Annotated in this window: 21 protein-coding genes; 13 read left to right on the top strand and 8 right to left on the bottom strand. The window is 72.2% G+C overall.

Features of this window, described 5'->3' with window-relative positions; translation table 11 throughout:
- The first annotated feature begins 115 nt into the window (after nucleotides 1-115).
- From LCH29_RS35490 to LCH29_RS35480, 3 genes are all read left to right on the top strand, one after another.
- Nucleotides 116-265 (top strand): hypothetical protein, encoded by a 150-nt coding sequence (locus tag LCH29_RS35490; RefSeq protein ID WP_446465789.1) that lies wholly within the window; start codon nucleotides 116-118, stop codon nucleotides 263-265.
- Nucleotides 266-402: 137 nt separating this feature from the next.
- A complete protein-coding gene (locus LCH29_RS35485; RefSeq protein ID WP_446465788.1) occupies nucleotides 403-2,028 on the top strand; it encodes an IS200/IS605 family accessory protein TnpB-related protein in 1,626 nt (541 codons plus the stop codon).
- A 182-nt stretch (nucleotides 2,029-2,210) separates the two neighbouring features.
- Nucleotides 2,211-2,945, top strand: a complete 735-nt coding sequence (locus LCH29_RS35480) for an SDR family oxidoreductase (protein WP_446465787.1) — start codon at nucleotides 2,211-2,213, stop codon at nucleotides 2,943-2,945.
- Nucleotides 2,946-2,993: 48 nt separating this feature from the next.
- Here the strand turns inward: LCH29_RS35480 and LCH29_RS35475 are convergent, their stop codons facing one another.
- Nucleotides 2,994-3,659: a pirin family protein gene (locus LCH29_RS35475; RefSeq protein ID WP_446465877.1), complete on the bottom strand. Its 666-nt coding sequence runs from the start codon at nucleotides 3,657-3,659 to the stop codon at nucleotides 2,994-2,996.
- Between the two features lie 112 nt (nucleotides 3,660-3,771).
- On the opposite strand from LCH29_RS35475, the gene LCH29_RS35470 reads away from it, so the two are divergent.
- The 5 genes from LCH29_RS35470 to fabF all read left to right on the top strand — a co-directional run bounded on the left by LCH29_RS35470 (nucleotide 3,772) and on the right by fabF (nucleotide 8,728).
- Nucleotides 3,772-4,956, top strand: a complete 1,185-nt coding sequence (locus LCH29_RS35470; RefSeq protein ID WP_446465786.1) for a PucR family transcriptional regulator — start codon at nucleotides 3,772-3,774, stop codon at nucleotides 4,954-4,956.
- An 89-nt stretch (nucleotides 4,957-5,045) separates the two neighbouring features.
- Complete coding sequence (locus LCH29_RS35465; protein WP_446465876.1) at nucleotides 5,046-6,014, top strand: ACP S-malonyltransferase; 969 nt, start codon at nucleotides 5,046-5,048, stop codon at nucleotides 6,012-6,014.
- A gap of 12 nt (nucleotides 6,015-6,026) precedes the next feature.
- On the top strand, nucleotides 6,027-7,061 hold the full coding sequence (locus tag LCH29_RS35460) for a beta-ketoacyl-ACP synthase 3 (protein WP_446465785.1): 1,035 nt from the start codon (nucleotides 6,027-6,029) through the stop codon (nucleotides 7,059-7,061).
- Nucleotides 7,062-7,143: 82 nt separating this feature from the next.
- Complete coding sequence (locus tag LCH29_RS35455; RefSeq protein WP_009718247.1) at nucleotides 7,144-7,392, top strand: acyl carrier protein; 249 nt, start codon at nucleotides 7,144-7,146, stop codon at nucleotides 7,390-7,392.
- Nucleotides 7,393-7,462: 70 nt separating this feature from the next.
- The gene (gene fabF, locus LCH29_RS35450; protein ID WP_446465784.1) at nucleotides 7,463-8,728 is read left to right on the top strand and encodes a beta-ketoacyl-ACP synthase II; all 1,266 of its coding nucleotides are present in this window, start codon (nucleotides 7,463-7,465) and stop codon (nucleotides 8,726-8,728) included.
- 55 nt (nucleotides 8,729-8,783) lie between these two features.
- Here fabF and LCH29_RS35445 read toward each other — a convergent pair whose 3' ends face one another.
- The gene (locus LCH29_RS35445) at nucleotides 8,784-9,722 is read right to left on the bottom strand and encodes an NAD(P)-dependent oxidoreductase (RefSeq protein ID WP_446465783.1); all 939 of its coding nucleotides are present in this window, start codon (nucleotides 9,720-9,722) and stop codon (nucleotides 8,784-8,786) included.
- Between the two features lie 149 nt (nucleotides 9,723-9,871).
- On the bottom strand, nucleotides 9,872-10,366 hold the full coding sequence (locus tag LCH29_RS35440; protein ID WP_446465782.1) for a DUF3145 domain-containing protein: 495 nt from the start codon (nucleotides 10,364-10,366) through the stop codon (nucleotides 9,872-9,874).
- 326 nt (nucleotides 10,367-10,692) lie between these two features.
- On the opposite strand from LCH29_RS35440, the gene LCH29_RS35435 reads away from it, so the two are divergent.
- A complete protein-coding gene (locus LCH29_RS35435) occupies nucleotides 10,693-11,580 on the top strand; it encodes an SGNH/GDSL hydrolase family protein (protein ID WP_446465781.1) in 888 nt (295 codons plus the stop codon).
- 4 nt (nucleotides 11,581-11,584) lie between these two features.
- Here LCH29_RS35435 and LCH29_RS35430 read toward each other — a convergent pair whose 3' ends face one another.
- The gene (locus LCH29_RS35430; protein WP_446465780.1) at nucleotides 11,585-14,095 is read right to left on the bottom strand and encodes a beta-glucosidase H; all 2,511 of its coding nucleotides are present in this window, start codon (nucleotides 14,093-14,095) and stop codon (nucleotides 11,585-11,587) included.
- Between the two features lie 127 nt (nucleotides 14,096-14,222).
- Here LCH29_RS35430 and LCH29_RS35425 point away from each other — a divergent pair, with 127 nt between their 5' ends.
- Nucleotides 14,223-14,849 (top strand): TetR/AcrR family transcriptional regulator, encoded by a 627-nt coding sequence (locus tag LCH29_RS35425; RefSeq protein WP_446465779.1) that lies wholly within the window; start codon nucleotides 14,223-14,225, stop codon nucleotides 14,847-14,849.
- A 6-nt stretch (nucleotides 14,850-14,855) separates the two neighbouring features.
- Here the strand turns inward: LCH29_RS35425 and LCH29_RS35420 are convergent, their stop codons facing one another.
- The 4 genes from LCH29_RS35420 to LCH29_RS35405 all read right to left on the bottom strand — a co-directional run bounded on the left by LCH29_RS35420 (nucleotide 14,856) and on the right by LCH29_RS35405 (nucleotide 20,256).
- Nucleotides 14,856-17,606: an ABC transporter substrate-binding protein gene (locus tag LCH29_RS35420; protein ID WP_446465778.1), complete on the bottom strand. Its 2,751-nt coding sequence runs from the start codon at nucleotides 17,604-17,606 to the stop codon at nucleotides 14,856-14,858.
- A 103-nt stretch (nucleotides 17,607-17,709) separates the two neighbouring features.
- Entirely contained in the window at nucleotides 17,710-18,237 is a 528-nt protein-coding gene (locus LCH29_RS35415) for a DUF6299 family protein (RefSeq protein WP_446465777.1), read from the bottom strand.
- A gap of 92 nt (nucleotides 18,238-18,329) precedes the next feature.
- On the bottom strand, nucleotides 18,330-19,514 hold the full coding sequence (locus LCH29_RS35410; RefSeq protein ID WP_446465776.1) for an HTTM domain-containing protein: 1,185 nt from the start codon (nucleotides 19,512-19,514) through the stop codon (nucleotides 18,330-18,332).
- Between the two features lies 1 nt (nucleotide 19,515).
- Nucleotides 19,516-20,256, bottom strand: coding sequence for a DUF5819 family protein (locus LCH29_RS35405; RefSeq protein WP_446465775.1), 741 nt, complete (start codon nucleotides 20,254-20,256; stop codon nucleotides 19,516-19,518).
- A gap of 45 nt (nucleotides 20,257-20,301) precedes the next feature.
- On the opposite strand from LCH29_RS35405, the gene LCH29_RS35400 reads away from it, so the two are divergent.
- The 3 genes from LCH29_RS35400 (at nucleotide 20,302) to LCH29_RS35390 (ending at nucleotide 23,243) form a co-directional block, all read left to right on the top strand.
- Nucleotides 20,302-20,637: a hypothetical protein gene (locus tag LCH29_RS35400; RefSeq protein ID WP_446465774.1), complete on the top strand. Its 336-nt coding sequence runs from the start codon at nucleotides 20,302-20,304 to the stop codon at nucleotides 20,635-20,637.
- A 435-nt stretch (nucleotides 20,638-21,072) separates the two neighbouring features.
- Nucleotides 21,073-22,233 (top strand): mandelate racemase/muconate lactonizing enzyme family protein, encoded by a 1,161-nt coding sequence (locus LCH29_RS35395; protein ID WP_446465773.1) that lies wholly within the window; start codon nucleotides 21,073-21,075, stop codon nucleotides 22,231-22,233.
- Nucleotides 22,230-23,243, top strand: coding sequence for a zinc-dependent alcohol dehydrogenase (locus tag LCH29_RS35390; RefSeq protein WP_446465772.1), 1,014 nt, complete (start codon nucleotides 22,230-22,232; stop codon nucleotides 23,241-23,243). Before LCH29_RS35395 ends, LCH29_RS35390 begins: the two co-directional genes overlap by 4 nt.
- The last annotated feature ends 82 nt before the right edge of the window (nucleotides 23,244-23,325 follow it).

The following is a 23,325-nucleotide window of genomic DNA, read 5'->3' as shown; positions in this document are numbered from 1 at the left end:
CGCTCAGGCCGCTCAGGCCAGGAAGCGCCGCGGCGGCACCTGGGGAGGGCTCGCCGCATGAGGGTCGCCGAACGCCCTCGCGAACCTCTCGAACGAACTCCGGAGGTGATCGGCCATGGCCTCCTCGGCCGCGCCCGGCTCGCACCGGCCGATCGCCGTGCTGATCCGCCGGTGCTCCACGACGGTATTGGCCGTGTCGATCTCCTCGGGTTGTGAACAGGTGGCGATCGACGGCGCTCGAGTGCGTTCTGGTGTGTATGAGTGAGTGTTCGGGCTATGGCAGAGGCGTTCTTGTTGGCGGGGAACGAGAGTTCTTGTGTCGAATGCGTGACCTTCGCCCGATGGTGGTCGTTGGGCGTGGTGAGGGGGCTTGCTGAGATACCGGTGTTCGGGGGTGACAGGGTGGGCGGGTTGCGGGAGGTGGCGGCATCGTTCGTGGTGCCCGGCCCGTCGGGGGTGGCGATCCGTACCCGCCTCAAGGGCCTGACCGGTGAGGATGAGATGGTCCTGCGCCTGGTTGGGGGTCATCTGGGCACGCTGGCTGCCCGTGACCTGAAGGCACGGTGCGCGGCCGGTCTGGACCACGACGGTGAGCAGTGGGCGGAGCGCAAGCGTGTACTGACCCGGGAGTCCTCTTCCCGCTGGGCCGGGTCGGTCACGAAGGCCAGCCATGATCAGTGGGCGCTGGCCCGGCGCGGCCAACACGCACACATCAAGAGCCTTCAGTCCGGGATCGCCACGATCACCCACCGGCTGTCGCTGCCCGTGGGCGAGAAAGGCACCAAGCGGGCACCCGGTGGCTACCGCTCCCGGCGGGAGTGGTTCGCCAAGTCCCGCCGCCTGCACGTGCTCGAAAACCGGCTCCACGCCATGCGGACCAACTGGGAAGCCGGGGTGGTGAGCGTGGTGCGCGGCGGGAAACGGTTGCTGAACACGCGCCACCACCTTCAGCAGGCCGGGCTGAGCGAGACCGACTGGCGGGCCCGCTGGCAGGCGTCGCGCCGGTTCCTGGCGGCGGACGGGGAGTCCGGCAAAAGGTTCGGCAACGAGACCCTCCGTGTCGCTCCCGGCGGGGAGGTCTCCCTCAAGCTCCCCGCATCGCTGGCGTATCTGGCGAACGCCCCGCACGGCCGCTACGTCCTGGCCGGCCATGCGGGATTCACACACCGCGGTGAGCAATGGGCCGACCGCGTCAGCGCGAACCGAGCCGTGGCCTACCGCATCCACGAAGACGTGCAGCGTGGCCGCTGGTACCTGACCGCCACCTGGACCGTCCCCACAGCCCCGACCGTTCCCTTGGCAGCGGCCCGCGCCCACGGCATGCTCGGTGTGGACACTAACGCCGATCACCTGGCCGCCTGGCGCCTGGATGCACACGGCAACCCCACCGGCGCGCCCCTGCGCTTCGCCTACAATCTCACCGGTACGACCGCCCACCGCGACGCCCAGGTCCGCCACGCCCTGATCCGCCTGCTCCACTTCGCCGCCCGGCACCACCTCGCCATCGCGATCGAGGATCTGGACTTCACCGCCGAGACCACCCGGGAAAAGCACGGCCGCCGCGCACGCTTCCGCAACCTGATCTCCGGCATGCCCACCACCCGGCTGCGGGCAAGGCTGGTGTCCATGGCTGCCGAATTCGGCATCACCCTCGTCGCCGTCGACCCCGCCTACACCAGCCGTTGGGGCGCCCAGCATTGGCACAAACCCCTCACCAGCACAACTAGGAAGACCACCCGTCACGACGCAGCCGCCGTGGCGATCGGCAGACGCGCCCTGGGGCACCCGATCCGGCGACGGACGGCACCGCCCCGTGCACACCAGAGCGATGTGCACGGGCATCGGACCGTCCAGGCCCGACCGGGCACCCCGGGGTGTGAGGGACCCCGCCCCTGCATTCCCGGACCACGGACACGATCCGTGCCGCCGGACGCGGAGCGAACGCGGGCGACCAGGACACCCAACACCGTTCGGGATCTCCGCAGTGACCAGGAATGGGTCCAGGACTCACTCCTGCTCACTGAATAGGAACGGTAGAGCCGGAAGGTGTGCAGATCGCCCACGCACCTGCTCCACCACTGAATTGCCCAACGCCGTGATGACAGCCGCGCGGAACGCGGCGTCGTGGCCCACCAGCTCCTGACGGATGTCCTTGACCTCCGGGCCTCCCTTCTCCCAGTGGCCAGAGTCCCCTCGAAGTCGTCCCGCTGTTGGCCGAGCGCGGCTCCGGGGTTGGTCCGCCGGTCCACCGCCGCCCGCCCGCGCCGCCCACGGCTCGAGGCCAAGAGGCCGACGCGGGCTACCGCTACGTCAAGCTGGATGACGACGTGTGGCAGTGTGCCATCGCATGGGAGGTCATCGGCGATGACGCAGCGCTGATGATCGACGCCAACCAGGTTTGGGACATCCCCGAGACCACCGACTGGGTCGGCGCGCTCGCCGAGTTCAAGCCGTTGTGGATCGAGGAGCCCACCAGCCCCGACGACATCCTCGGACACTCCCGGGCGCGAGGCGGTTGCCCCCATCGGGTGACCACCGGAGAACACGGCATGAACCAGATGCTGTTCAAGCAGCTCGTCCAGGCCGAGGCCATCGACCACTGCCAGCTGGACGACTGCCGCCTCAGCAGCGTCAACGAGGTGCTCGCCGTGCTGTTCATGGCCGCGAAGTCCGGCATCGCCGGGCTGACCAAGGCGCTGGCCAACGAATGGGCGGCGCACGGGATCGGCGTCAACGCCATCGCCCCGGGCTACATCGCCACCGACAACACCCAGGCGCTCCGCGACGACAGCGAGCGGTCGCGCGCGATCCTGGAGCGCATCCCGGCCGGCCGGTGGGGTCGGCCCGAGGACATCGCCGGGGCGACGGTGTTCCTCGCGAGCGCCGCGTCGGACTACGTCTCGGGCACGGTGCTCCCGGTCGACGGGGGCTGGCTGGGCCGCTGATGCCCCCAGATGCGTACGCCCGGCATGCCCGTGCCGGGCGTACGCCCCCTAGCCGTACACCGGCTCCGCGCGCATCTCCCACACCAGCAGCTCCGCCGCTCCCATCGCGCGGGCCTCCAGGTCCCGGGCGTCCGTGGCGCGGGCCGCGTCGCCCGCCGCGAGGGTCTCGTCGCCCACGCGCACCTCACCGCGCACCACGTGGGCGTACACCCACGGCGCGTCCGGCAGCGCGGTGCGCTCGCCGTCGGTGAGCCGCCGCACGTGGAGCACCGCCTCGGCGCGGGCCAGGGCGTACGGGGTGCCGTCGGCGATGCCGCGGACGACCTCGTACTCCGGCTCGGCGCCGACCGCGCCCGAGGCCAGCCACATCTGGACGAAGGTCAGCGGTGCGTCGGACTCGTTGCGCTCGGAGTGGCGCACGCCGCCGCCCGCGCTGAGCCGCTGGACGTCGCCGGGGCGGACCACGGTCCGGTGGCCGGTGGAGTCCTCGTGGGTGAGTGCGCCGTCGACGACCCAGGTCACGATCTCCAGGTCGCGGTGGGGGTGTTCCGCGAAGCCCGCGCCGGGGGCGAGGCGCTCCTCGTTGCAGGCGACGAGGAGCCCGAACCGCACGTTGTCCGGGTCGTAGTGTCCAGAGAAGGAAAAGGCGTGGCGCGTCTCGACGCCCGCTCCGTCCCCGCCCCGATACCGTGCACCGGACCGCTGTACCCACATCACCCGGTCCACGGTAGTGCGCCCCCGGACCGGCCCGTCCCCGCCCCCGTCCCTACCTGCGCGTAGCCTCCCGACCCCAGCGTTCACCCTCCGATAAGGCAGTCTTGTCCTCGTGCCTGAACCAGCCGCGAACACCCCGCATCCGCACAGCGCCACCCTGCGACGCCTGGAGAAGTCGTCCGGGAAGCTCGCCGCCGCCGCCATCGCGCGCATGGACGAGCAGCTGCCGTGGTACCGGGCGATGCCACCGGAGAACCGCTCGTGGATCGGACTGGTGGCGCAGGCGGGCATCGCGGCCTTCACGGAGTGGTTCCGGCAGCCGGAGGCACCCCAGGCGATCAGCACCGATGTGTTCGGCACGGCGCCGCGCGAGCTGACCCGGGCGATCACCCTGCGGCAGACGGTGGAGATGGTCCGTACGACCATCGAGGTCATGGAGTCGGCCATCGACGAGGTGGCAGCTCCCGGCGACGAGGCGGTGCTGCGGGAGGCGCTGCTGGTGTACGCGCGGGAGATCGCCTTCGCCACCGCCCAGGTGTACGCGCAGGCCGCCGAGGCGCGGGGCGCCTGGGACGCCCGGCTGGAGTCGCTGGTGGTGAACGCGGTGCTGTCCGGGGAGGCCGACGAGGGCGCGCTGTCCCGGGCGGCGGCGCTCGGCTGGAACTCCCCCGAGCACGTGTGCGTGGTGCTGGGCACGGCGCCCGACGGGGACAGCGAGCTGACCGTGGAGGCGATCCGGCGGGCCTCCCGCCACGCCAAGCTCCAGGTGCTCACCGGGGTGCTCGGCAACCGGCTGGTGGTGGTGGCGGGCGGTTCGGACAATCCGCTCCAGGCGGCGAAGGCGCTGATCGGGCCGTTCGCCTCGGGTCCGGTGGTGGCCGGTCCGGTGGTGTCGGACCTGCTGGCGGCCACCCGCTCGGCGGCGGCCGCCGCGGCCGGTCTCAAGGCGTGCACGGCCTGGCCGGACGCCCCGCGTCCGGTACTGGCGGACGATCTTCTTCCGGAACGCGCGATGGCCGGGGACCCGGCCGCCCGTGCCCAGCTGGTGGAGGAGATCTACAGACCGCTGGAGGAGGCGGGCTCGGCGCTGCTGGAGACGCTGAGTGTGTATCTGGAGCAGGCGAGCAGTCTCGAAGGCGCCGCCCGGATGCTTTTTGTTCATCCCAACACCGTGCGCTACCGGCTACGACGTGTGACCGACGTCACCGGATGGTCACCTTCTGACGTGCGGTCGGCGTTCACACTACGGATAGCCCTGATCCTCGGACGACTTGCCGACGGAGATATCTTTCCGTAGCTGTTTGTTGGACCCCGACAATTCCCTTGACCGTTCTTCGTCCTTGTCCTCACGGGCGGGCGGGACCACCCACAAGAGAGAGTGTGAGAGTGCTCGTACTCGTCGCTCCCGGCCAGGGCGCCCAAAAGCCCGGCTTCCTGACCCCCTGGCTCGACCTCCCCGGCGTCACCGAACGCCTGCGGTGGTGGTCGGCCGTCTCCGGCCTGGATCTGGTCCACTACGGGACCGAGGCCGATGAGGAGGCGATCCGCGACACCGCGGTGGCCCAGCCGCTGCTGGTGGCCGCCGGACTCGTCTCCGCCCAGGCGCTGTTCGCCGAAGGGCCGCACCGCGTCCGGGACGTGGTCGGCGCCGCCGCGGGCCACAGCGTGGGCGAGATCACCGCCGCCGCGGCCACCGGCGTGCTCACCGACGAGGCGGCCATGGTCCTGGTGCGCCGCCGCGGTCTGGCGATGGCCGAGGCCGCGGGCCGCGCCGAGACCGGCATGGCCGCCATACTGGGTGGTGAGCAGGAGACCGTCGTCGCCCACCTCGACAAGCTCGGGCTGACCCCGGCCAACGTCAACGGCGCCGGGCAGATCGTCGCCGCGGGCACCGCCGAGCAGCTGACGGCGCTGGCCGAGGACAAGCCGGAGGGCGTGCGCCGTGTCGTTCCCCTGAAGGTGGCCGGCGCGTTCCACACCGACCACATGGCCCCGGCGGTGGCCACGCTGGAGGACCTGGCCGCGGGCGTGCCGATCGCCGACCCGGGCACCGCGTACGTGTCCAACCGGGACGGTGAGGTCGTGGCGTCCGGCGCCGAGGTGATCCAGCGCATGGTCGCCCAGGTGTCCAACCCGGTCCGCTGGGACCTGTGCATGGAGACGTTCCAGAAGCTGGGCGTCACCGCGATGATCGAGGTGGCTCCGGGCGGGACGCTCACCGGCATCGCCAAGCGGGCCCTGCCGGGCGTGGCGACCCTGGCGCTCAAGACTCCGGACGACCTCGACGCGGCACGCGCGCTGATCGCCGAGCACGCCGTACCCGCCGCCGACACCCCGGCCGCAACAGCCGAATAGGAGTTCCGAGGCATGACCGCGAAGATCAGGCCCAGCAAGGGCGCCCCGTACGCGCGCATTCTCGGCGTCGGCGGCTACCGCCCCACCCGGGTGGTGCCGAACGAGGAGATCCTCAAGCACATCGACTCCTCGGACGAGTGGATCCGCAGCCGCTCCGGCATCGCCACCCGCCACTGGGCCGGTCCGGACGAGACGGTCGCCCAGATGTCCGTCGAGGCGGGCGGGAAGGCCATCGCCGACGCGGGGCTGACGCCCGAGCAGATCGGCGCCGTGGTCATCTCCACCGTCTCGCACTTCAAGCAGACCCCGGCGGTCGCCACGGAGATCGCCCATCTGCTCGGCACGGGCAAGCCCGCCGCGTTCGACATCTCCGCGGGCTGCGCGGGCTTCGGCTACGGGCTGACCCTCGCCAAGGGCATGGTCACCGACGGCACCGCGGAGCACGTGCTGGTCATCGGCGTCGAGCGGCTCTCGGACCTGACCGACCTGGAGGACCGGGCGACGGCCTTCCTGTTCGGCGACGGCGCGGGCGCCGTGGTCGTCGGCCCGTCCCAGGAGCCCGCGATCGGCCCGACCGTCTGGGGCTCGGAGGGCGACAAGTCCGAGACCATCACGCAGACGGTGCCGTGGAACGGATTCCAGATCGGCGACGTGTCCCAGCTGCCGCTCGACAGCAAGGGCAACGTCAAGTTCCCCGCCATCACCCAGGAGGGCCAGGCGGTCTTCCGCTGGGCGGTGTACGAGATGGCGAAGGTCGCCCAGCAGGCCCTGGACGAGGCGGGCATCAGCGCGGACGAGCTGGACGCGTTCATCCCCCACCAGGCCAACATGCGGATCATCGACTCGATGGTCAAAACCCTCAAGCTGCCGGAGCACGTCACGGTCGCCCGTGACGTGGAGACCACCGGCAACACCTCCGCCGCCTCCATTCCGCTCGCCATGGAGCGGCTGTTGGCGACGGGGCAGGCGAAGAGCGGCGACACCGCGCTCGTCATCGGCTTCGGGGCGGGTCTCGTCTACGCAGCGACGGTCGTTACTCTCCCATAGGCTCTCTAGCCCAGAACCACGCAGCCCCGGACGAGTCGGGCGCTGCTCACCCACCGCAACACACCGAAGAAGGAGCGCCGCAATGGCCGCCACGCAGGAGCAGATCCTCGAAGGTCTCGCCGAGATCGTCAACGAGATCGCCGGTATCCCGGCCGAGGACGTCGCGCTGGACAAGTCCTTCACCGACGACCTGGACGTCGACTCGCTGTCCATGGTCGAGGTCGTCGTCGCCGCCGAAGAGCGCTTCGACGTGAAGATCCCGGACGACGACGTCAAGAACCTGAAGACCGTCGGCGACGCCGTCGACTACATCCTGAAGCACCAGGGCTGAGCGAAGCGTCTGTCGCCACCCACGCGGTGGCAGAGGTCCAGCACCTGCTACGTAGGAGTGAAGAATTCCTGTGAACTCGACCAATCACACCGTGGTCGTCACCGGTGTTGGTGCCACGACGCCGCTGGGTGGCGACGCCTCATCGACCTGGGAAGGGCTGATCGCCGGTCGCTCCGGCATCAGCCTCATGGAGCAGGACTGGGCGGCCGAGCTGCCCGTCCGGATCGCCGCGAGCATCGCGGTGGACCCGGGCACCGTCCTGCCGCGCCCGCAGGCGCGCAAGCTCGACCGGTCGGCGCAGTTCGCGCTGATCGCGGCCCGTGAGGCATGGGCCGACGCGGGCTTCACCGGCAAGGCCGGCGAGGACCCGTCGGTCGACCCGGACCGGCTGGGCGCGGTCGTGGCCTCCGGTATCGGCGGCGTGACCACCCTGCTCGACCAGTACGACGTGCTGCGCGAGAAGGGCGTCCGCAAGGTCTCCCCGCACACCGTGCCGATGCTGATGCCCAACGGCCCGGCGGCCAACGTCGGCCTGGAGGTCGGCGCCCGGGCCGGGGTCCACACCCCGGTCAGCGCGTGCGCGTCCGGCGCCGAGGCCATCGGCTACGCCATCGAGATGATCCGCAGCGGCCGTGCCGACGTGGTCGTCGCGGGCGGCACCGAGGCGTCGATCCACCCGCTGCCCATCGTCGCCTTCGGCAACATGATGGCGATGTCCAAGAACAACGACGACCCGCAGGGCGCCTCGCGTCCCTTCGACGTCAGCCGCAACGGCTTCGTGATGGGCGAGGGCTCCGGCGTGATCGTCCTGGAGTCGGCGGAGCACGCCGCCGCGCGCGGCGCCCGGGTGTACGCGGAGGCCGTCGGCCAGGGCATCTCGGCCGACTCCCACCACATCACCCAGCCGGAGCCCTCCGGCAACGGCATCGCGCACGCGCTCCAGAACCTGCTGGAGAGCACCGACCTGAAGCCCGCCGAGGTCGCGCACATCAACGCGCACGCGACCTCGACGCCGCAGGGCGACGTGGCCGAGATCAAGGCGCTGCGCAAGATCTTCGGCGACGATGTGGACCACATGGCGATCTCCGCCACCAAGTCCATGACGGGTCACCTGCTGGGCGGCACCGGCGGCGTGGAGACCGTGGCCAGCGTGCTCGCGCTGCACCACCGGCTCGCCCCGCCGACGATCAACCTCGACGAGCTGGACCCGGAGGTGGACGCGGACGTCGTGCGCGGCGAGGCGCGGCCGCTGCCGGGCGAGGGCCCGCTCGTGGCGCTGAACGACTCGTTCGGCTTCGGCGGCCACAACGTGGTGCTGGCCTTCCGCACCGTGTGAGGCAGCCGAACGAGTGAAGGGCGTGCCCCCGGCCGGGGGCACGCCCTTCGGTGTATCAGCCCTCGGTGCGTCCGGTGCCGCCGCCCTCAGCATTTTCAGCGCCGTCCGCGCCGTCGAAGCTGGCGAAGTACGAGGCGATCATGTCCTCGTCGCCGTGACCCTGTCCGACGGCCCGCCGGAACCGCTCCGCGCCCGCGGCCGCCAGGTCCAGCCGTACGCCGGACCGCTCCCCCGCCTCGACGATCAGCCGGGCGTCCTTCTCGGCGGTCTTGGCGGCGAAGCTGGGTTCGAGGTTGCCGCCGAGCAACTGGCCCGCCTTGGCGTGCAGATAGCCGTTGTCCAGCGGTCCGCCGGCGATGGCGTCGAAGAAGCCCTGCGGCTCCACGCCGAGCCCCTTGGCGAGGGCGAGCGCTTCGGCGGTGCCGTGGGTGATGGCGAGGATCCAGCTGTTGACGACGAGCTTGAGCCGGGTGGCCGCGCCCTCCTCCCCGGCCTCGCCGACCCAGACCGTACGGCTGCCGATCGCGTCGAAGACCGGCCGCACGGCGGTGCGGGCGGAGGGCGGACCGGCGGCGAGGACGAGGAGCTGGCCGCTCTCGGCGGGCTGCTTGGTGCCGAGGACGGGCGAGTCGAGAAGGGTCAGGTCCTGCTCGCGGGCGAACGCGGCGAGCGCGTCGAGCCCGTCGAGGCCCGCGGTGGTGGCCTGGGCCCACACCGTTCCGGGGCGCAGTGCCGGGGCGGCCTGGCGCATCGTCTCCAGGGCGGCCGGGCCGTCGTGGAGGATCGTCAGGACGACGTCGGCGCCGTCCACGGCCTGTGCGGGGGTGTCGGTGACGCGTACGCCGTCGGGGCTGAGTGGTTCGGCCTTGGCGCGGGTGCGGTTCCAGGCGCGGACGTCGAGCCCGGCGCGGGCGAGGTTGCGCGCCATGCCGGAACCCATGATGCCGGTGCCGAGGACCGCGACGGAGGTTGCTGCCGGGAGTTGTTCGGTCATGCCGTCACGCTAGGGGGTGTCTTGTCGATACCTCCCAGCGGTAGCTGGGGGAGGCGCTGCGCGCGACGAGCGCGGGGCCGCGAGGTGCCGTGCCAGGCGTCGGGAGCCCGGCATGACCGGCAAGACACTCCCTAGGGGCGGAACGGCGGTCAGACGACCTGGTGCAGCCAGCGGACGGGGGCGCCCTCACCCGCGTAGCGGAACGGCTCCAGCTCGTCGTCCCACGGCTTGCCGAGCAACTTGGCGATCTCCGCCTGGAGATCGCCCTCGCCCCGGGCGGAGCGGGCCAGCGCGGCGCGCAGCCGGTCCTCGGGGATCAGGATGTCGCCGTGCATGCCGGTGACGGCGTGGAAGATGCCCAGTTCGGGGGTGGAGCTGTAGCGCTCGCCCTCGGCGGTGGCGCAGGGCTCGGCGGTCACCTCGAAGCGCAGCAGATGCCAGCCGCGCAGCGCGGAGGCCAGCTTGGAGGCCGTGCCGACCTCGCCCTGCCAGGAGAACTCGGCGCGCCAGGTGCCGTTGGCGGCGGGCTGCTTGATCCAGTCGAGGGTGACGCGCACACCGAGTACGCCCGCGATGGCCCATTCGACGTGCGGGCACAGCGCGCGCGGAGCGGAGTGCACATACAGAACTCCACGTGTCGTCACCGGGGCCTCCTGTGCGGTTCGAGGTACGCCTTCCCCAGCGGCCTCGTGCCCGTACCGGTCACGCCCGGGACAGCACACGTCATTCTGCCCTAATGATCACCCTCGCACCAGTCCCGAGGTTACCTGCGGTGAAATTTATCGGGCAGAATTCTCTAGAAAAGGGACAGGATGTGACGCAGCGTAATGTGACGGTATCGCAATGCTCTTCCTGGTGCTGGGCTGTCGCCCAACTGCCACAAGAAAAACGTACCGCGCGGACCGGCCACAGGAGTGACGTACCGTCGGTCCCGGATAGATATCACCCAACAGTCGGAGGGGGAACAGCCATGCGGGCCAGCGCACCACGCCGGAAGCAGCGGACCACCGCGTCGATGCGCACCGGTGTCGTCCTGCTCACGACGGCCGCCGTCATGAGTTCGGCGGGCTGCTTCGGCAGCTCCGAGGACCCCTCGCGGAGCGGGCCGAGCAGGGGCGGCAAGCATGCCGAGGGGCCCGCGTGGAACACCCGCCCCAGCTCCATCGTCTCCCTGGGCGACTCCATCACCCGCGGCTTCGACGCCTGCTCGGTGCTCTCCGACTGCCCCCGGGTCTCCTGGTCCACCGGCACCGAGGTGGACAGCCTGGCCCAGCGGCTGCGCTCGGGCGCGCGCAGCTGGAACTACGCCAAGACCGGCGCGGTCATGGCCGATCTGCCCGGCCAGATGGAGGCGGCCGCGACGCGCAAGCCGCAGCTGGTGACCGTGATGATCGGCTCCAATGACGCCTGCCGGAACTCGGTCGACGACATGACCCCCACCGACGAGTTCCGCTCCGTCTTCACCTCGGCCCTCACCCGGCTGCGGCGCGAGGTGCCGAAGGTTCAGGTGTACGTCGCGAGCGTCCCGGATCTGAAGCGGCTGTGGTCGCAGGGGCGGAAGAACGTGCTGGGGCGGCAGATCTGGAAGCTGGGCATCTGCCCATCGATGCTGAAGGACTCCGACGCGATGGACGCGGCCTCGACGGAGCGGCGGCAGCGGGTGGACGACCAGGTGGACGACTACAACCAGGTACTGAAGGACGTGTGCGGGAAGGACCTGCTGTGCCGCTACGACGACGCGGTGCACAAGTACCGCTTCACGGAGCGCGAGTTGAGCAAGTGGGACTGGTTCCACCCCAGCAAGGCGGGTCAGCAGCGGCTGGCCGCGATGGCCTACCGCCGCATCACCAGCCCCTGACCTCTCAGGACACCACCACCGCTGCCGTGAGGCGCAGGTCGGCCACGCTGCGGCCCGCCTCCGCCGCGTACGAGCCCGGGACCAGGCGCCAGGCGTCCGCCTCCTCGTCCCAGATCTCCGCCGCGCGGCGCCGCACCGGGATCGCCACCTCCGCCGTCTCCCCCGGGCCCGCCTCCGCGGCCGCGAAGCCCGCCAGGCACCGGGCGGGGCGGCCCTCCGCGGTGACGACGGAGTCGGCCCCCGGGGCCAGATAGAGCTGGACCACCTCCCGGCCCGGCCGGGAGCCCACGTTGCGCACCCGGACCGTGACCGTGCCCAGCTCGCCCGCCGAGCCGTCCGCCGAGTCGCCCGCGGGGGTGAAGTCCACCGCCTCGTAGGCCCATTCGGTGTACCCGAGCCCGTGCCCGAACCAGTACGCCGGAGCGGCCCCCTCCTGCCGCTCCCACGCCCGGTAGCCGATGAAGACGCCCTCGTCGTAGGAGAGTTGGCCATCGCTGGGGGCCACCTGGCTCACCGGCGCGTCCGTCAGCCGGACCGGCCAGGTCGTCGGGAGGCGGCCGCCCGGCTCCTCGGCGCCGAGGAGGACGTCCGCGAGGGCGGCGCCCGCTTCCTGGCCCGGGAACCAGCTGAGGAGGACCGCGGCGACGTCCTCACGCCACGGCATCTCCACGGGTGAGCCCGCGTTGACGACCACGACGGTCGGGGTGCCGGTGGCGGCGACGCGGCGCACCAGCTCGTCCTGGCGGCCCGGCAGCCGCAGGTCCGTACGGTCGAAGCCCTCGCTCTCGACGCTCTCCGTGGTCGCGACCACGACCACGGCGGTGTCGGCGGCGGTGGCCGCGGCGACGGCCTCCTCGATCAGCTCCTGCGGATCGCGCTCCGGGGCGCGGTGCACCAGGCTGAAGCAGACGGCCTGCCAGTTCGCCTCCGCCGTCTTGGCGACCGTGCTGATGAGGCTGACCTCGACCGGTTCGCCCTCGGTCAGCTCCGCCCGCCCGCGCGGCACGGGCGAGCCGAAGAAGGCCTCGAACGGGTCGTCGGTCTCGTCCATCGCCTGGTGCCCGTCGAAGAGCACCTCGCCGTCCACGACGAGCCGGAAGCCGCCCAGCCCCCGGGTGCCGAAGGAGTGCGCCCCGCTCTCCCGCGGGGTGAAGGTGCCGGTGACCTCGACGGTGTGCAGCTCCTCGTACGCGACTCCCTCGGGGAAGTCGCCGAGCCACTGCACCTGACCGCTGGGCAGCCGGGACTCGCCCAGCACCCGCCCGTCCTCGGCCCGGACGACGGCGCGCAGCGCGAAGCCCTGCCCGGCGGGGGCGAGTTCGTCGGTGGGGTCGGCGCCCACGGCGTAGCTCAGCCGGACGTCTTCGGGCAGCGCGGCGCGCAGCCCGTCCAGCGGGGAGACCACATGGTCGGGGAAGACCAGCGCCGAGCCGCCGCCGAGCACCCGGGCGTCCCGCGCGGCGGCGCCGATGAGCGCCAGGGACCGGATGCCGGAGGGCCCGCCCGGGGTGAGCGGCAACGCCTCCGTCTCGTTGCGCAGCAGCACGAAGGACCGCCGGGCGATCTCCCGGGCGAGCGCGTCGCCGTCGATCGGTCCGGGCCGGTCGGCGGGGGCGACGGCGGGCTCCGCGCCGTCCAGGGCGCCGACCCGGGCGGCCAGGGTCAGCACCCGCCGCACCGCGTCGTCGACGTCCGACTCGGCGACCAGGCCGTCGCGCACGGCGGCGGCCAGCGTCTCGCCGTAGACGGTCTGCGGGCCCGGCATGGCGACGTCGAGCCCGCCCGCGAGCGCCCCGGCGGTGTCCCGGGCGGCCGTCCAGTCGGAGACGATGAAGCCGTCGAACCCCCACTCGCCGCGCAGCACGCCCCGCTGGAGGGCCCGGTGCTCGGTCATCGTGGCGCCGTTGACCCCGTTGTAGGCGGCCATGACGCCCCACGGACGGGCGTCTTTGACGATGGCTTCGAAGGGCGCGAGATACAGCTCGCGCAGCGCCCGCGCACCCACCCGGTTGTCGACGGTGAAGCGCTCGGTCTCCGCGTCGTTGGCGACGAAGTGCTTGACGGTGGTGCCCACACCGCCGTCCTGGACACCGCGCACATAGCCGGTGCCGATCGCGCCGGTGAGATACGGATCCTCGCTGTACGCCTCGAAGTGGCGGCCGCCCAGCGGCGATCGGTGCAGGTTCACGGTCGGGGCGAGCAGCACGTGCACCCCCTTGCGCCGCGCCTCCTGGGCCAGCAGCCGCCCCGCGCGGCGGGCCAGCGCCGGGTCCCAGGTGGCGGCGAGGGCGGTGGGGCTGGGCAGGGCGATGGAGGGGTCGTCGGCGGTCCAGCGCACGCCCCGGACGCCGATCGGGCCGTCCGACATCACCAGGGAGCGCAGCCCGATGGCGGGGACGGCGGGCAGGGACCACATGTCCTGCCCGGCGAGCAGCCGGGCCTTGGTCTCCAGGTCGAGCGCGCCGAGCGCTTTCTCGACGACACCGCTCACGCCCGCACTGCTCGCATCTGCCACGACTCGGCCTCCTCAACAGGTCCGGACGCTCTCCACGCCATCGGCGGGGCCCATCGTGGACCCGTTTCCCTGTATTCGGGTAGGTACCGTTATTGCTTCGTTACCAAACCTGCTCTACGGTACTCCCATGGACAGGCTGGACAGGCCGACGGACGACGGCTCCCCGACCGCCACCCGGCGCGGCCAGGAGCGGCGCGCGGAGATCGTCCGCTGCGCCCTCGACGTCATCGCCGAGCGCGGTTACCGGGGCGCCACCCTGAGCGCGGTAGCCGAGCGCGCCGGGCTCACCCAGCAGGGGCTGCTGCACTACTTCCCCACCAAGGACGCCCTGCTCATCGCCGTGCTGGCCGAGCGCGACCAGTGGGACACCGGCGCAGCGCGGCGCGACGGCGGCGGCACCTGGCCGCTGGAACTGCTCGCCTCCCTGGTGGAGTACAACGCGATGCGCCCCGGCATCGTGCAGACCTTCTCCGCGCTGCTGGGCGAGAGCGTCACTCAAGGCCATCCCGCGCGCGACTGGTTCGCCCGCCGCTACGAGCGGGTGCGCGCCGACATGGCGGACACCCTGCGCGCCGAGTTCGGGGACCGGCTGCCCGGCGGGCTCACCCCGGAGGCCGCCGCGCCGCTGCTGGTCGCGGTGCTGGACGGGCTCCAGTTCCAGTGGCTGCACGACCCGGACGCGGTGGACATGCCCGCCCTCTTCCGTACCTTCGTCTCCCTGCTGGGCCGGGGAGACGAAGGTACGGCGCGGTAGTGCGCGTCAGTCGACGGGCACCGGGCAGGAGTACCGCTTCTCCGGTCCCCACTTCTTCAGGATGTCGGTCGCCGTCACCGCCCCGCACAGCAGCGCGGGCCGCGGCGCGCGCTCGGGCGCGCCGTGCAGGATGGCGACCAGCTTGTCGGCGGTCAGCCGCCCGCCCCCGGCCACGCCGTGGGCATCGACCCGGCCGGTCGCCCCGTTGAAACCGCCGCTGCCCAGGCCCTGGTAGAGCACGGCCTGCACCAGCGCCCGGTCCAGCCGCCCGTCCCGCTTCCCGCTGCCCACCCAGGCCTCGTCGATGGCCTGGGACAGATAGCACAGGGCGTCCCAGGCCAGCGGGGAGTGCCCGTCGAGCCGCATCGCCCGGGCCAGCACCCCGCGTTCGCGGCCGTACTGCGCGTCGTACGCCCGCAGATACGCCTGGGCGCTCTCCGCCCGGACCCGCGACGGCTCGCCGTGCGAGACGTAGTACAGGTTCAGCCCCTGGAAGATCGCCCAGGGGTTCTGGCCCAGCAGCAGCGCGTTGGTGACGTCGTCGCCGCCGAGCACGCTGACGGTCGGGCAGTCGTCGGCCATCCTGCTGTACTCGGACAGGAAGGTGACGAACTGGCTGCCGCGGGCCGTCCATACGACGCCCGTCGGCTCGCCGCCGCCCGCCACCCGGCACACCCGCTCCGCGAAGTCCTCCATCGTGTCGTACGACCGCCCGGCCGGTCCGGTGGCGCCCCCGCCCGTCCCCAGCAGCAGCGTCTCGACCGGACCCGACCGGTATTCGGTACGGAACGAACGGGCCAGACCGGAGCTGTACGGGTCCTTCGGATCGGCGATCAGCATCACCCGGCGCGCCTTCACCGGCGCCTGTCCGGGCCCGGTCACCATCGCCGCCTCCCGGACGAAGGCCGCCATGACCTGGGCGGCACGGGAGTCGACGGGCGCGAGCTGGTAGTAGTGCGGGCCCTGGGAGAGCAGGGAGTCGGCCGTGCCGGAGGTGCCGACCATGGGGATGCCCGCCGCGTCCAGCTTGCGGATCGCGGAGTACGTGGAGCCGCGGCTCTGGCCGAGGCCGACGGCGCCCACGATCGACGGGTCGCGCCGGGCCAGTTGGACGATGGAGTCGGCGACGGCCGGGGCGTCCTCGAAGAGATGGCCCGCGTTGGCCACCAGCACCCGCACCGGAACCCGGTCGTCCGACGTCAGTGCCAGGGCGTTGACATGGGCCTGGGCGAGCGCGATCCCGCGCAGCTCGGGCAGCGTGCCGCCGCGCACCGGGTCGTCGGCACCCGCGCCGCCGCTGAACGGGCCGATGTAGACCACGGTGCGATAGTGCGGCGACGCCTCCTCGCGGCGGCTCTTCGCCGCGTCCACCTCGCCGTTCTGCCGGTCGATCTGCTCCAGCACCTCGCTGACCTGCCGCTCGTTGGTGCCCTGGGCGAACCGCTGCGTGCCCGTCGTCACCCCGACGCACTGGCCGTCCTTGCCCAGGAAGGTCTGGCCCGCGCAAGAGTCGTCGCCCCCGCCCCACAGCGGCCGGTAGAAGCCGCCGGCCACCAGCCCCAGCGCGACCAGCACGACGACCGCCGCGCCCCCGATCTCGGTACGCGGGCCCCAGCGGCGGGAGGGCGCGACCAGGGTGGGGCGGCGGCCGAGCCAGTACGACGCCCGCTCGTCGTCCTCCGGCCCCTCGCTCACCGGCACCACGATCCCGGTGGGCTGGCCCGCACGCATGCCCTGCCGCTCGACCAGCTCCAGCTCGGCGCCCGCGTGGGCCAGGTCGGCCGCCTCGATGTCGGGGATGCGGGACGCCAGCGAGCGCGCCCCGGCCGCGATCGCGATCACCGACGTACAGCGCAGGTCCTCGACGGCGGAGCGCAGTTCGCGCAAGAAGCGCTGCACCCGCGAGTCCAGCGCCCCGGCCTCCTCGAAGAGCAGCACGAACCGGGTGGTGCGGCGCATCCGCCACGGGTTGAAGCGGCGGCGGCGCACCGCCCCGTCCAGGTCCGCGAGCAGCGCGTGCATCAGCACCCGGTCCAAGCGCTCCGGGTCGCTGCCCTCGCCGCCCGGGACGTGGTCGAGCGCGGAGCGGAAGAAGTCGGTGGGCGGGGTGCCGCGCTGGAGCCGCGCCCACTCCGCGTACCAGCGGCGGTGGCGGCCGCGGCCGAGCATCCGGCGGCTGGACCGGACGCCGAACAGCCAGCGCGGCAGGGTCTGGCACAGCGGCCCGGCCACGAAGTTCCACAGCAGCTCCACGACCGAGCCGCCGCTGGCGTGGTCCCGGCCGCCGATCCGCCACAGCGTGTTGGCCGTGCGCGACCAGCGGCGGTGCTCGTCGTAGCAGTGGTTGCGCAGATCGCGGTGGCGGTGCTCGATGGGCCCGTCGATGGCCGGGGCCGTGACCACCGAGTGCAGCAGCCGGTAGCCCGGCAGCCGCAGCTGCCCGGTGTCCACCGGCATGCACTCCGCGAGCTGGAGCGCGATCTGCTCGAACAGCTCCAGCGGCGGTGGCTCGCCGCCGGGCGGGAGCGCCGGTACGTACGCGTGCGGCGCCAGCACCTGGCTGCGGCCGCGCAGCCGCGACCGCAGCCCTCCCACGATCCTCCGGCCGGCCCGCCCGGCGCCCTCCTCCGTCAGCAGCACCACCGGCACCCTGCTGCGACTGCGCCGCTGCTGGATGACCAGCTTGTCGAACGCCTCGACGAAGCGCTCGACACCCGGATACGCCGGGATGCGGTCCTGTGGGTCCCCCGTCGCCATCGTCCCCGTTCCCCCTCTCCCCGCCCGCCTCTGCACAAAGGCGGTGGAAACAAGGGATATCCCCCGTGGGGGAGGGGCTCAAGCGCGGCGACAGGGGCGGGTATCACAGCTCGCGCGCCTCCAGCATGATCGCGCGCTCCCCCACGGCCGCGGTCCGCGGAAGCGGAATGGGCTGCTGGCCCACCTCGAACGTGAGCAGGCTGCCCTCCACGAGCGCCGGGCCCGGCACGAAGCGCACGCCCGCGCCGTCCTGCACCGACCAGGAATGTGTGAGGCCGTCGCAGATCGCCGGCCCGCCCCCGAGCCCGTACCGCGCCTGTCCCTGGGTGAGCGTGACGAGGATGTCGGCGCGCGGGACGGTCGCTCCGTCCCGCAGACAGCGGTACGTGCCCGACAGGGCGACGGTGCCGTCGCTGCTCACGTAGCCGACGCGGTTCACGGTGACGTTGTTGCCCCACGGCAGCGGCAGGCTCTGCCTCATCTGCGGCATCCCGGGGACCCCGGCCTCGCCGGACGAGGCGGCGGGGGCCGGTGCGGGAGACGGGGCCGGGGCCGCCTGGGCGGCGGGGGCGAGCGGGGCGGCGATGAGCAGGCCGGTGACGGCCCCGAGGAAGCGGCGACGGTTGCGCATGGGTACGGACCTCCGTGAGCGGGGGGCGGATTCCCTGTGGGGGACGAAGTCCCTGTACAGCTATCCGGCCCGCCCCGCGGCCTGCGGGAACGTCACCCCCGTGCGGCGTGTCCGATACCGCTGGGCGGGTGCTCCCGCGACGGCGCGTTGACCGCCGCGCCCGTCATGCGCCGGGCCCGGCGGGCGCAGTGCGTGCCCAGCAGGATCAGGAAGGACGTGGGCAGGAAGACCGCGTCCGAGACGATCATCACGGCGGACAGGAACGGGATACCGAGGACGACGCCGATCGCCAGGTGCTCCAGCATCATCGCCGCCAGCAGGACGTTCTTGAGCCGCCGGTAGCCGAGCAGGAAGGGGAAGGCCGCCTGCACGATGACCGTCCCGTAGCTCAGCGAAAAGACCACGAGCATGCTGTGGGCGAGCAGCCCGCCGAGGGCGGGCCACGGCATGAAGTAGTCGAGGTGCAGGGCGTAGTGCAGCCCGCTGCCCTCCTGCCACAGGGCGCCCTGGATCTTGTACCAGCCCGCCGTCCCGTAGATCAGGCAGACCTGGACCGCGATCACCAGCATGGCGCAGTTGTGCAGCATCGCCGTCGCCGCGTCGAGCAGGTCGCGCGCCTGGTGCCCCCGAGGCCACCGGTGCGCCGCGTACCACAGGCCGTGGGCCGCCCAGAACGCCCAGAGGACCGCCGCCCACGCGGTGTGCGGGAAGCCGTCGGACACCCACAGGAGCAGCACCCCGAGCGCCTGCCACATCGCCATCCCGGCCCGGTCGTCCACCGGCTTGCCCTGCCGCCGGGCCCGGGCGCGGCGGCGCGCGTCGAGCGACCAGACCGCGCCACAGCGGGTGAACGCCAGATACAGGGCCATCACCCGCAGCGCGTTGTCCCCGGCGTCACCCAGATAGATGTTCCGGCTCTCGATCGAGAGCACGGCCACCAGGAACACCACCGAGGTCGCCCGGGTACGCCAGCCCAGCATCAGCAGGACGGACGCCACGATCGCGCCGTGGTAGACGAGTTCGAACCACCCGTGGCCGCCGGACCACAGCAGCACGCTGAACCGGTGGTCCTCCTCGACGACCCGGGCCGCCATCTCGGTCGACCAGGGGCTGCGGTCGCCGTACAGCAGCCGCCGGTGCGGCCACTCCCGCAGCAGGAAGGCGGCCGCGATCCCGCCGAGGCCGATGCGGAACAGGGCGGCCTGGTACGAGGCGTGGGGGCGGGCGGCGAAGGTGATCAGCCGGGTCAGCCGGTCCAGCGGGGCCAGTCGGTTCACGTCACAGTCCCCTGTGGTCGTCGTCCGTCACCGGCCACCAGGGCAGGGTGCGGTGCGGGGTGTTCCGCACGGGCGCGCGGTCGCTCCAGTGCGGGGGCGGTACGGGAACGGCCCGGCTGCGCATCTGGAGCGCGGTGATCCGGGCGCCGTGGGCGGCGGGCGCGAGGCGGCCCAGGGCGATCCGCTTGAGGTACTGGGCGGAGAGCGCGCCCCGCGCGTCCGTGGGCATCTCCCGCCGGTCGTGGGTGTCCCGGTAGAAGTCCCAGGCGCGGCGCAGCAGGTTCTGATCCGCATGGCTCGGCAGCGGGCTGTGCCGAATGGCCGCGATGTCCTGGGCCGTGAGGCTCGTCCAGCGTCCCGTCCGGCGCGCCCCGGAACCCTCCACGGTCCGCACCCGGGCCTCGACCCGGACGTTCGCCTGGAGCGGCTGGGGTGCGAACAGCTGCCAGTCCTGGCCGAATTCGGGATTCACGTGCGCCTCGATGGCGCTCGCGTACGTCCGCTGCACCGGACCGGGCGGCGCGATGCTCAGGAACACCAGGGCCAGATGCCACAGCGCCGCGCCGAGCAGCACGGCGGCGGTCACCGCCAGCAGGGCGAGGGAAGGGCCGGACCAGGTCCGTCCGGCCTCGACCGGCCCCTCCAGCACGGGCGCCCGGGGCGCACACACCCGGGCGGTCGTCTGCCGCCCGGCGCCTGCGCCCCCGGGCCGCCCGGCGGGGGCCTTGGTGGGCTGTTCCATCACGCTCCGCTCACCGCGACCGGTTACCAGTGCCGCTATCCGCGGATGTTGCGGCAGTTCGCCCCGACGCCGCCGGGCGCGGCGTTGGGCGCGACGCTGAACGCGGCGAGGGACATACCGCCACTGCTACTGGCGCCACTGCTCCCGCTACTCCCGCTACTGCCGCTGGTGCCGCTGGTGCCACTGGTGCCACTGGTGCCACTGCTACCGCTGGTGCCACTACTGCCGCTGGTCCCGCTGCTGCCACTGCTCCCGCTACTGCCGCTGGTGCCACTGCTACCGCTGCTGCCGCTACTGCCACTGCTCCCGCTACTGCCACTGCTGCCGTTGGCGCCCCCGGTGACCTGGCCCCCGAACCGGGTGTCGCAGTCGTTGTCCTGAGTCGATCCGCCCTGGATGAAGGTGCGGAGCAGGTCGTCGGGGTTCGGAACCTGCTGTGCCCGAGTGGCGTGGGTGCCACCGTCCTGGTGGATGCCGCCGAAGGCAACTGCCGCCGCAACGCAGCTACTCAGCAGGATGGTTCGCAGTACTCTTTTCATCTGACCGCCTCTCTCGATGAAAACCTTCGCCGTCAGCGGCGCAGCTTGCCGCCCGCCGGAACGGGGTCACGGCATCGACACGACCGCGTCCGCCAAATGGCCCGGAGTGAGGAGGTCGGGGGGTGATCGGCGTCGTTCGCGCGCTGGGCTTCGTCCCGGCCGCCGTTCGATAACCATTCGACGCAGGACCATTGACACCTCTGACGCCCGGTGATTACCGTCACGCCAAGATTTCGAACGTGTGACGAAATATCGAACATCGCGAAGGGTCATAGCCTTGCGCATCACCGGAATCAGCACGCATGTCGTCGGCACCCCCTGGCGCAATCTCACCTACGTGCAGGTCCACACCGATGAGGGCATCACCGGCGTCGGCGAGACCCGCATGCTCGGCCACACCGATGCGCTCCTCGGCTATCTCCACGAGGCCGAGAAGAACCACATCGCCGGGTCGGACCCGTTCGCGGTCGAGGACCTGGTGCGCCGGATGAAGTACGGCGACTACGGCCGCGCGGGCGAGATCGTGATGTCCGGCATCGCCTGTGTCGAGATGGCCTGCTGGGACATCAAGGGCAAGGCGCTCGGCGTGCCGGTCTGGCAGCTGCTCGGCGGCAAGGTGACCGACAAGGTCAAGGCGTACGCGAACGGCTGGTACACGGTCGAGCGCACCCCCGAGGCGTTCCACAAGGCGGCCACCACGGTGGTCGAGCGCGGCTACCGTGCGCTGAAGATGGACCCGTTCGGCACCGGCCACTTCGAGCTGGACCACGCCGAGACGCTGCACTCGATCTCGCTGGTCGAGGCGGTGCGGGACGCGATCGGGCCGGACGCGGAGCTGCTGGTGGAGATGCACGGGCGGTTCAGCCCGTCGACCGCCGTGCGGATCGCGGGCGAGCTGGAGCGGTTCCGGCCGTCGTGGCTGGAGGAGCCGGTGCCGCCGGAGAACCTGAAGGCGCTGGCGAAGGTCACGGAGAAGACGAACCTGCCGATCGCGACGGGTGAGCGCATCCACGACCGGATCGAGTTCCGCGAGCTGTTCGAGTCGCAGGCCGTCGACATCATCCAGCCCGACGTCGGCCACATCGGCGGCATCCTGGAGACCCGCAAGCTGGCCGCGACCGCCGAGACCCACTACGTGCTGGTAGCGCCGCACAACGTCGGCGGCTCGGTGCTGACCGCCGCGTCGCTCCAGGTCGCTGGCTGCACCCCGAACTTCAAGATCCTGGAGCACTTCAACGACTTCGCCGACGCGGAGATCAAGAAGGTGGTCAAGGGCGCGCCACAGGTCGTGGACGGCTACTTCGAGCTGTCCCACGAGCCGGGCCTCGGCGTCGAGCTGGACACCGACGCGGCCGCCGAATTCCCCCAGCAGCAGGCGCACTTCGACCTGTGGGCCGAGGGCTGGGAGAAGCGGGACCCGAAGGGCGGGCAGCAGTGACCGCGCTCGTCCTCGACGCCCCCGGCGCGTTCCACCTCACCGAGACCGCCCCGGCCCCGCCCGGGCCCGGGGACGCGCTGGTGCGGGTCCACGCGTCGGGCATCTGCGGCAGCGACCGCGAGGTGTACGAGGGCAACCGGCCCGAGGGGTACGTGCGGTATCCCGTCACCCCCGGCCATGAGTGGTCCGGGACGGTCGAGGCGGTCGGCGCGGGCGTCCCCGGGGCGCTCGTCGGCCGCAAGGTCGTCGGAGAGGGGTTCCGCAACTGCCAGGTGTGCGAACGCTGTCACGCCGGGGAGACCACGCTGTGCACGGCGGGGTACGAGGAGACCGGCTTCACCCAGCCCGGCGCGATGGCCACCACCCTGACCCTGCCCGCCCGGCTGCTGCACCCGCTGTCCGACGACGCCGATCTGACCGCGGCCGCCCTGCTGGAGCCCGCCGCGTGCATCGCCGCCGCCGCGCTCAAAGCGAACGCGCAGCCCGGACAGCGGGTCGCGGTGGTGGGCACCGGGACGCTCGGCATGATCGCCGTGCAGTTCCTGGCCGCCGTCTCCCCCGCCGAGCTGCTGGTGGTCGGGACCCGGCCGGACCGGGAGCGGCTGTCGCTGTCCTTCGGCGCCACGTCGTTCGTGACGAACGACCGGCTGGAGGACGTTCACGGCGGCTTCGACGTCGTCATCGAGACCGCCGGGTCCGCCCCCGCCGCCCGTACCGCCGCGGCCCTGCTGCGGCGCGGCGGACGGCTGGTGCTCACCGGGATCCCGGCGGCGGGCACGGCGGACGGGCTCGACCCGACCGACCTGGTCGTCCGGCAGCTGGAGGTGCAGACCGTGTTCGGGGCCGCGCCGGACGCGTGGGCGCACGCGGTGCGGGTCTTCGACGCGGGGCTGCTGACGCTGCTGCCGCTGGTGACCCACGAACTGCCGCTCATCGACTTCGCCACCGCCATCGAGCTGGTGGGAAGCGGTGATCCGAAGGTGGGCAAGGTGCTGCTGCGGCCCGCCTGACCTCCCGTAGCCCGCCGGGGAGCCCCCGCGCACCCCGAAAACCTGAACGGTCCTCAAAGACGAGGGCTTCACCTAGTCCTTA

The organism is Streptomyces sp. BRA346 (assembly GCF_052851135.1).
Note: the sequence above shows the minus strand (reverse complement) of the source record. Positions and strands in the feature narration are given on the sequence as shown.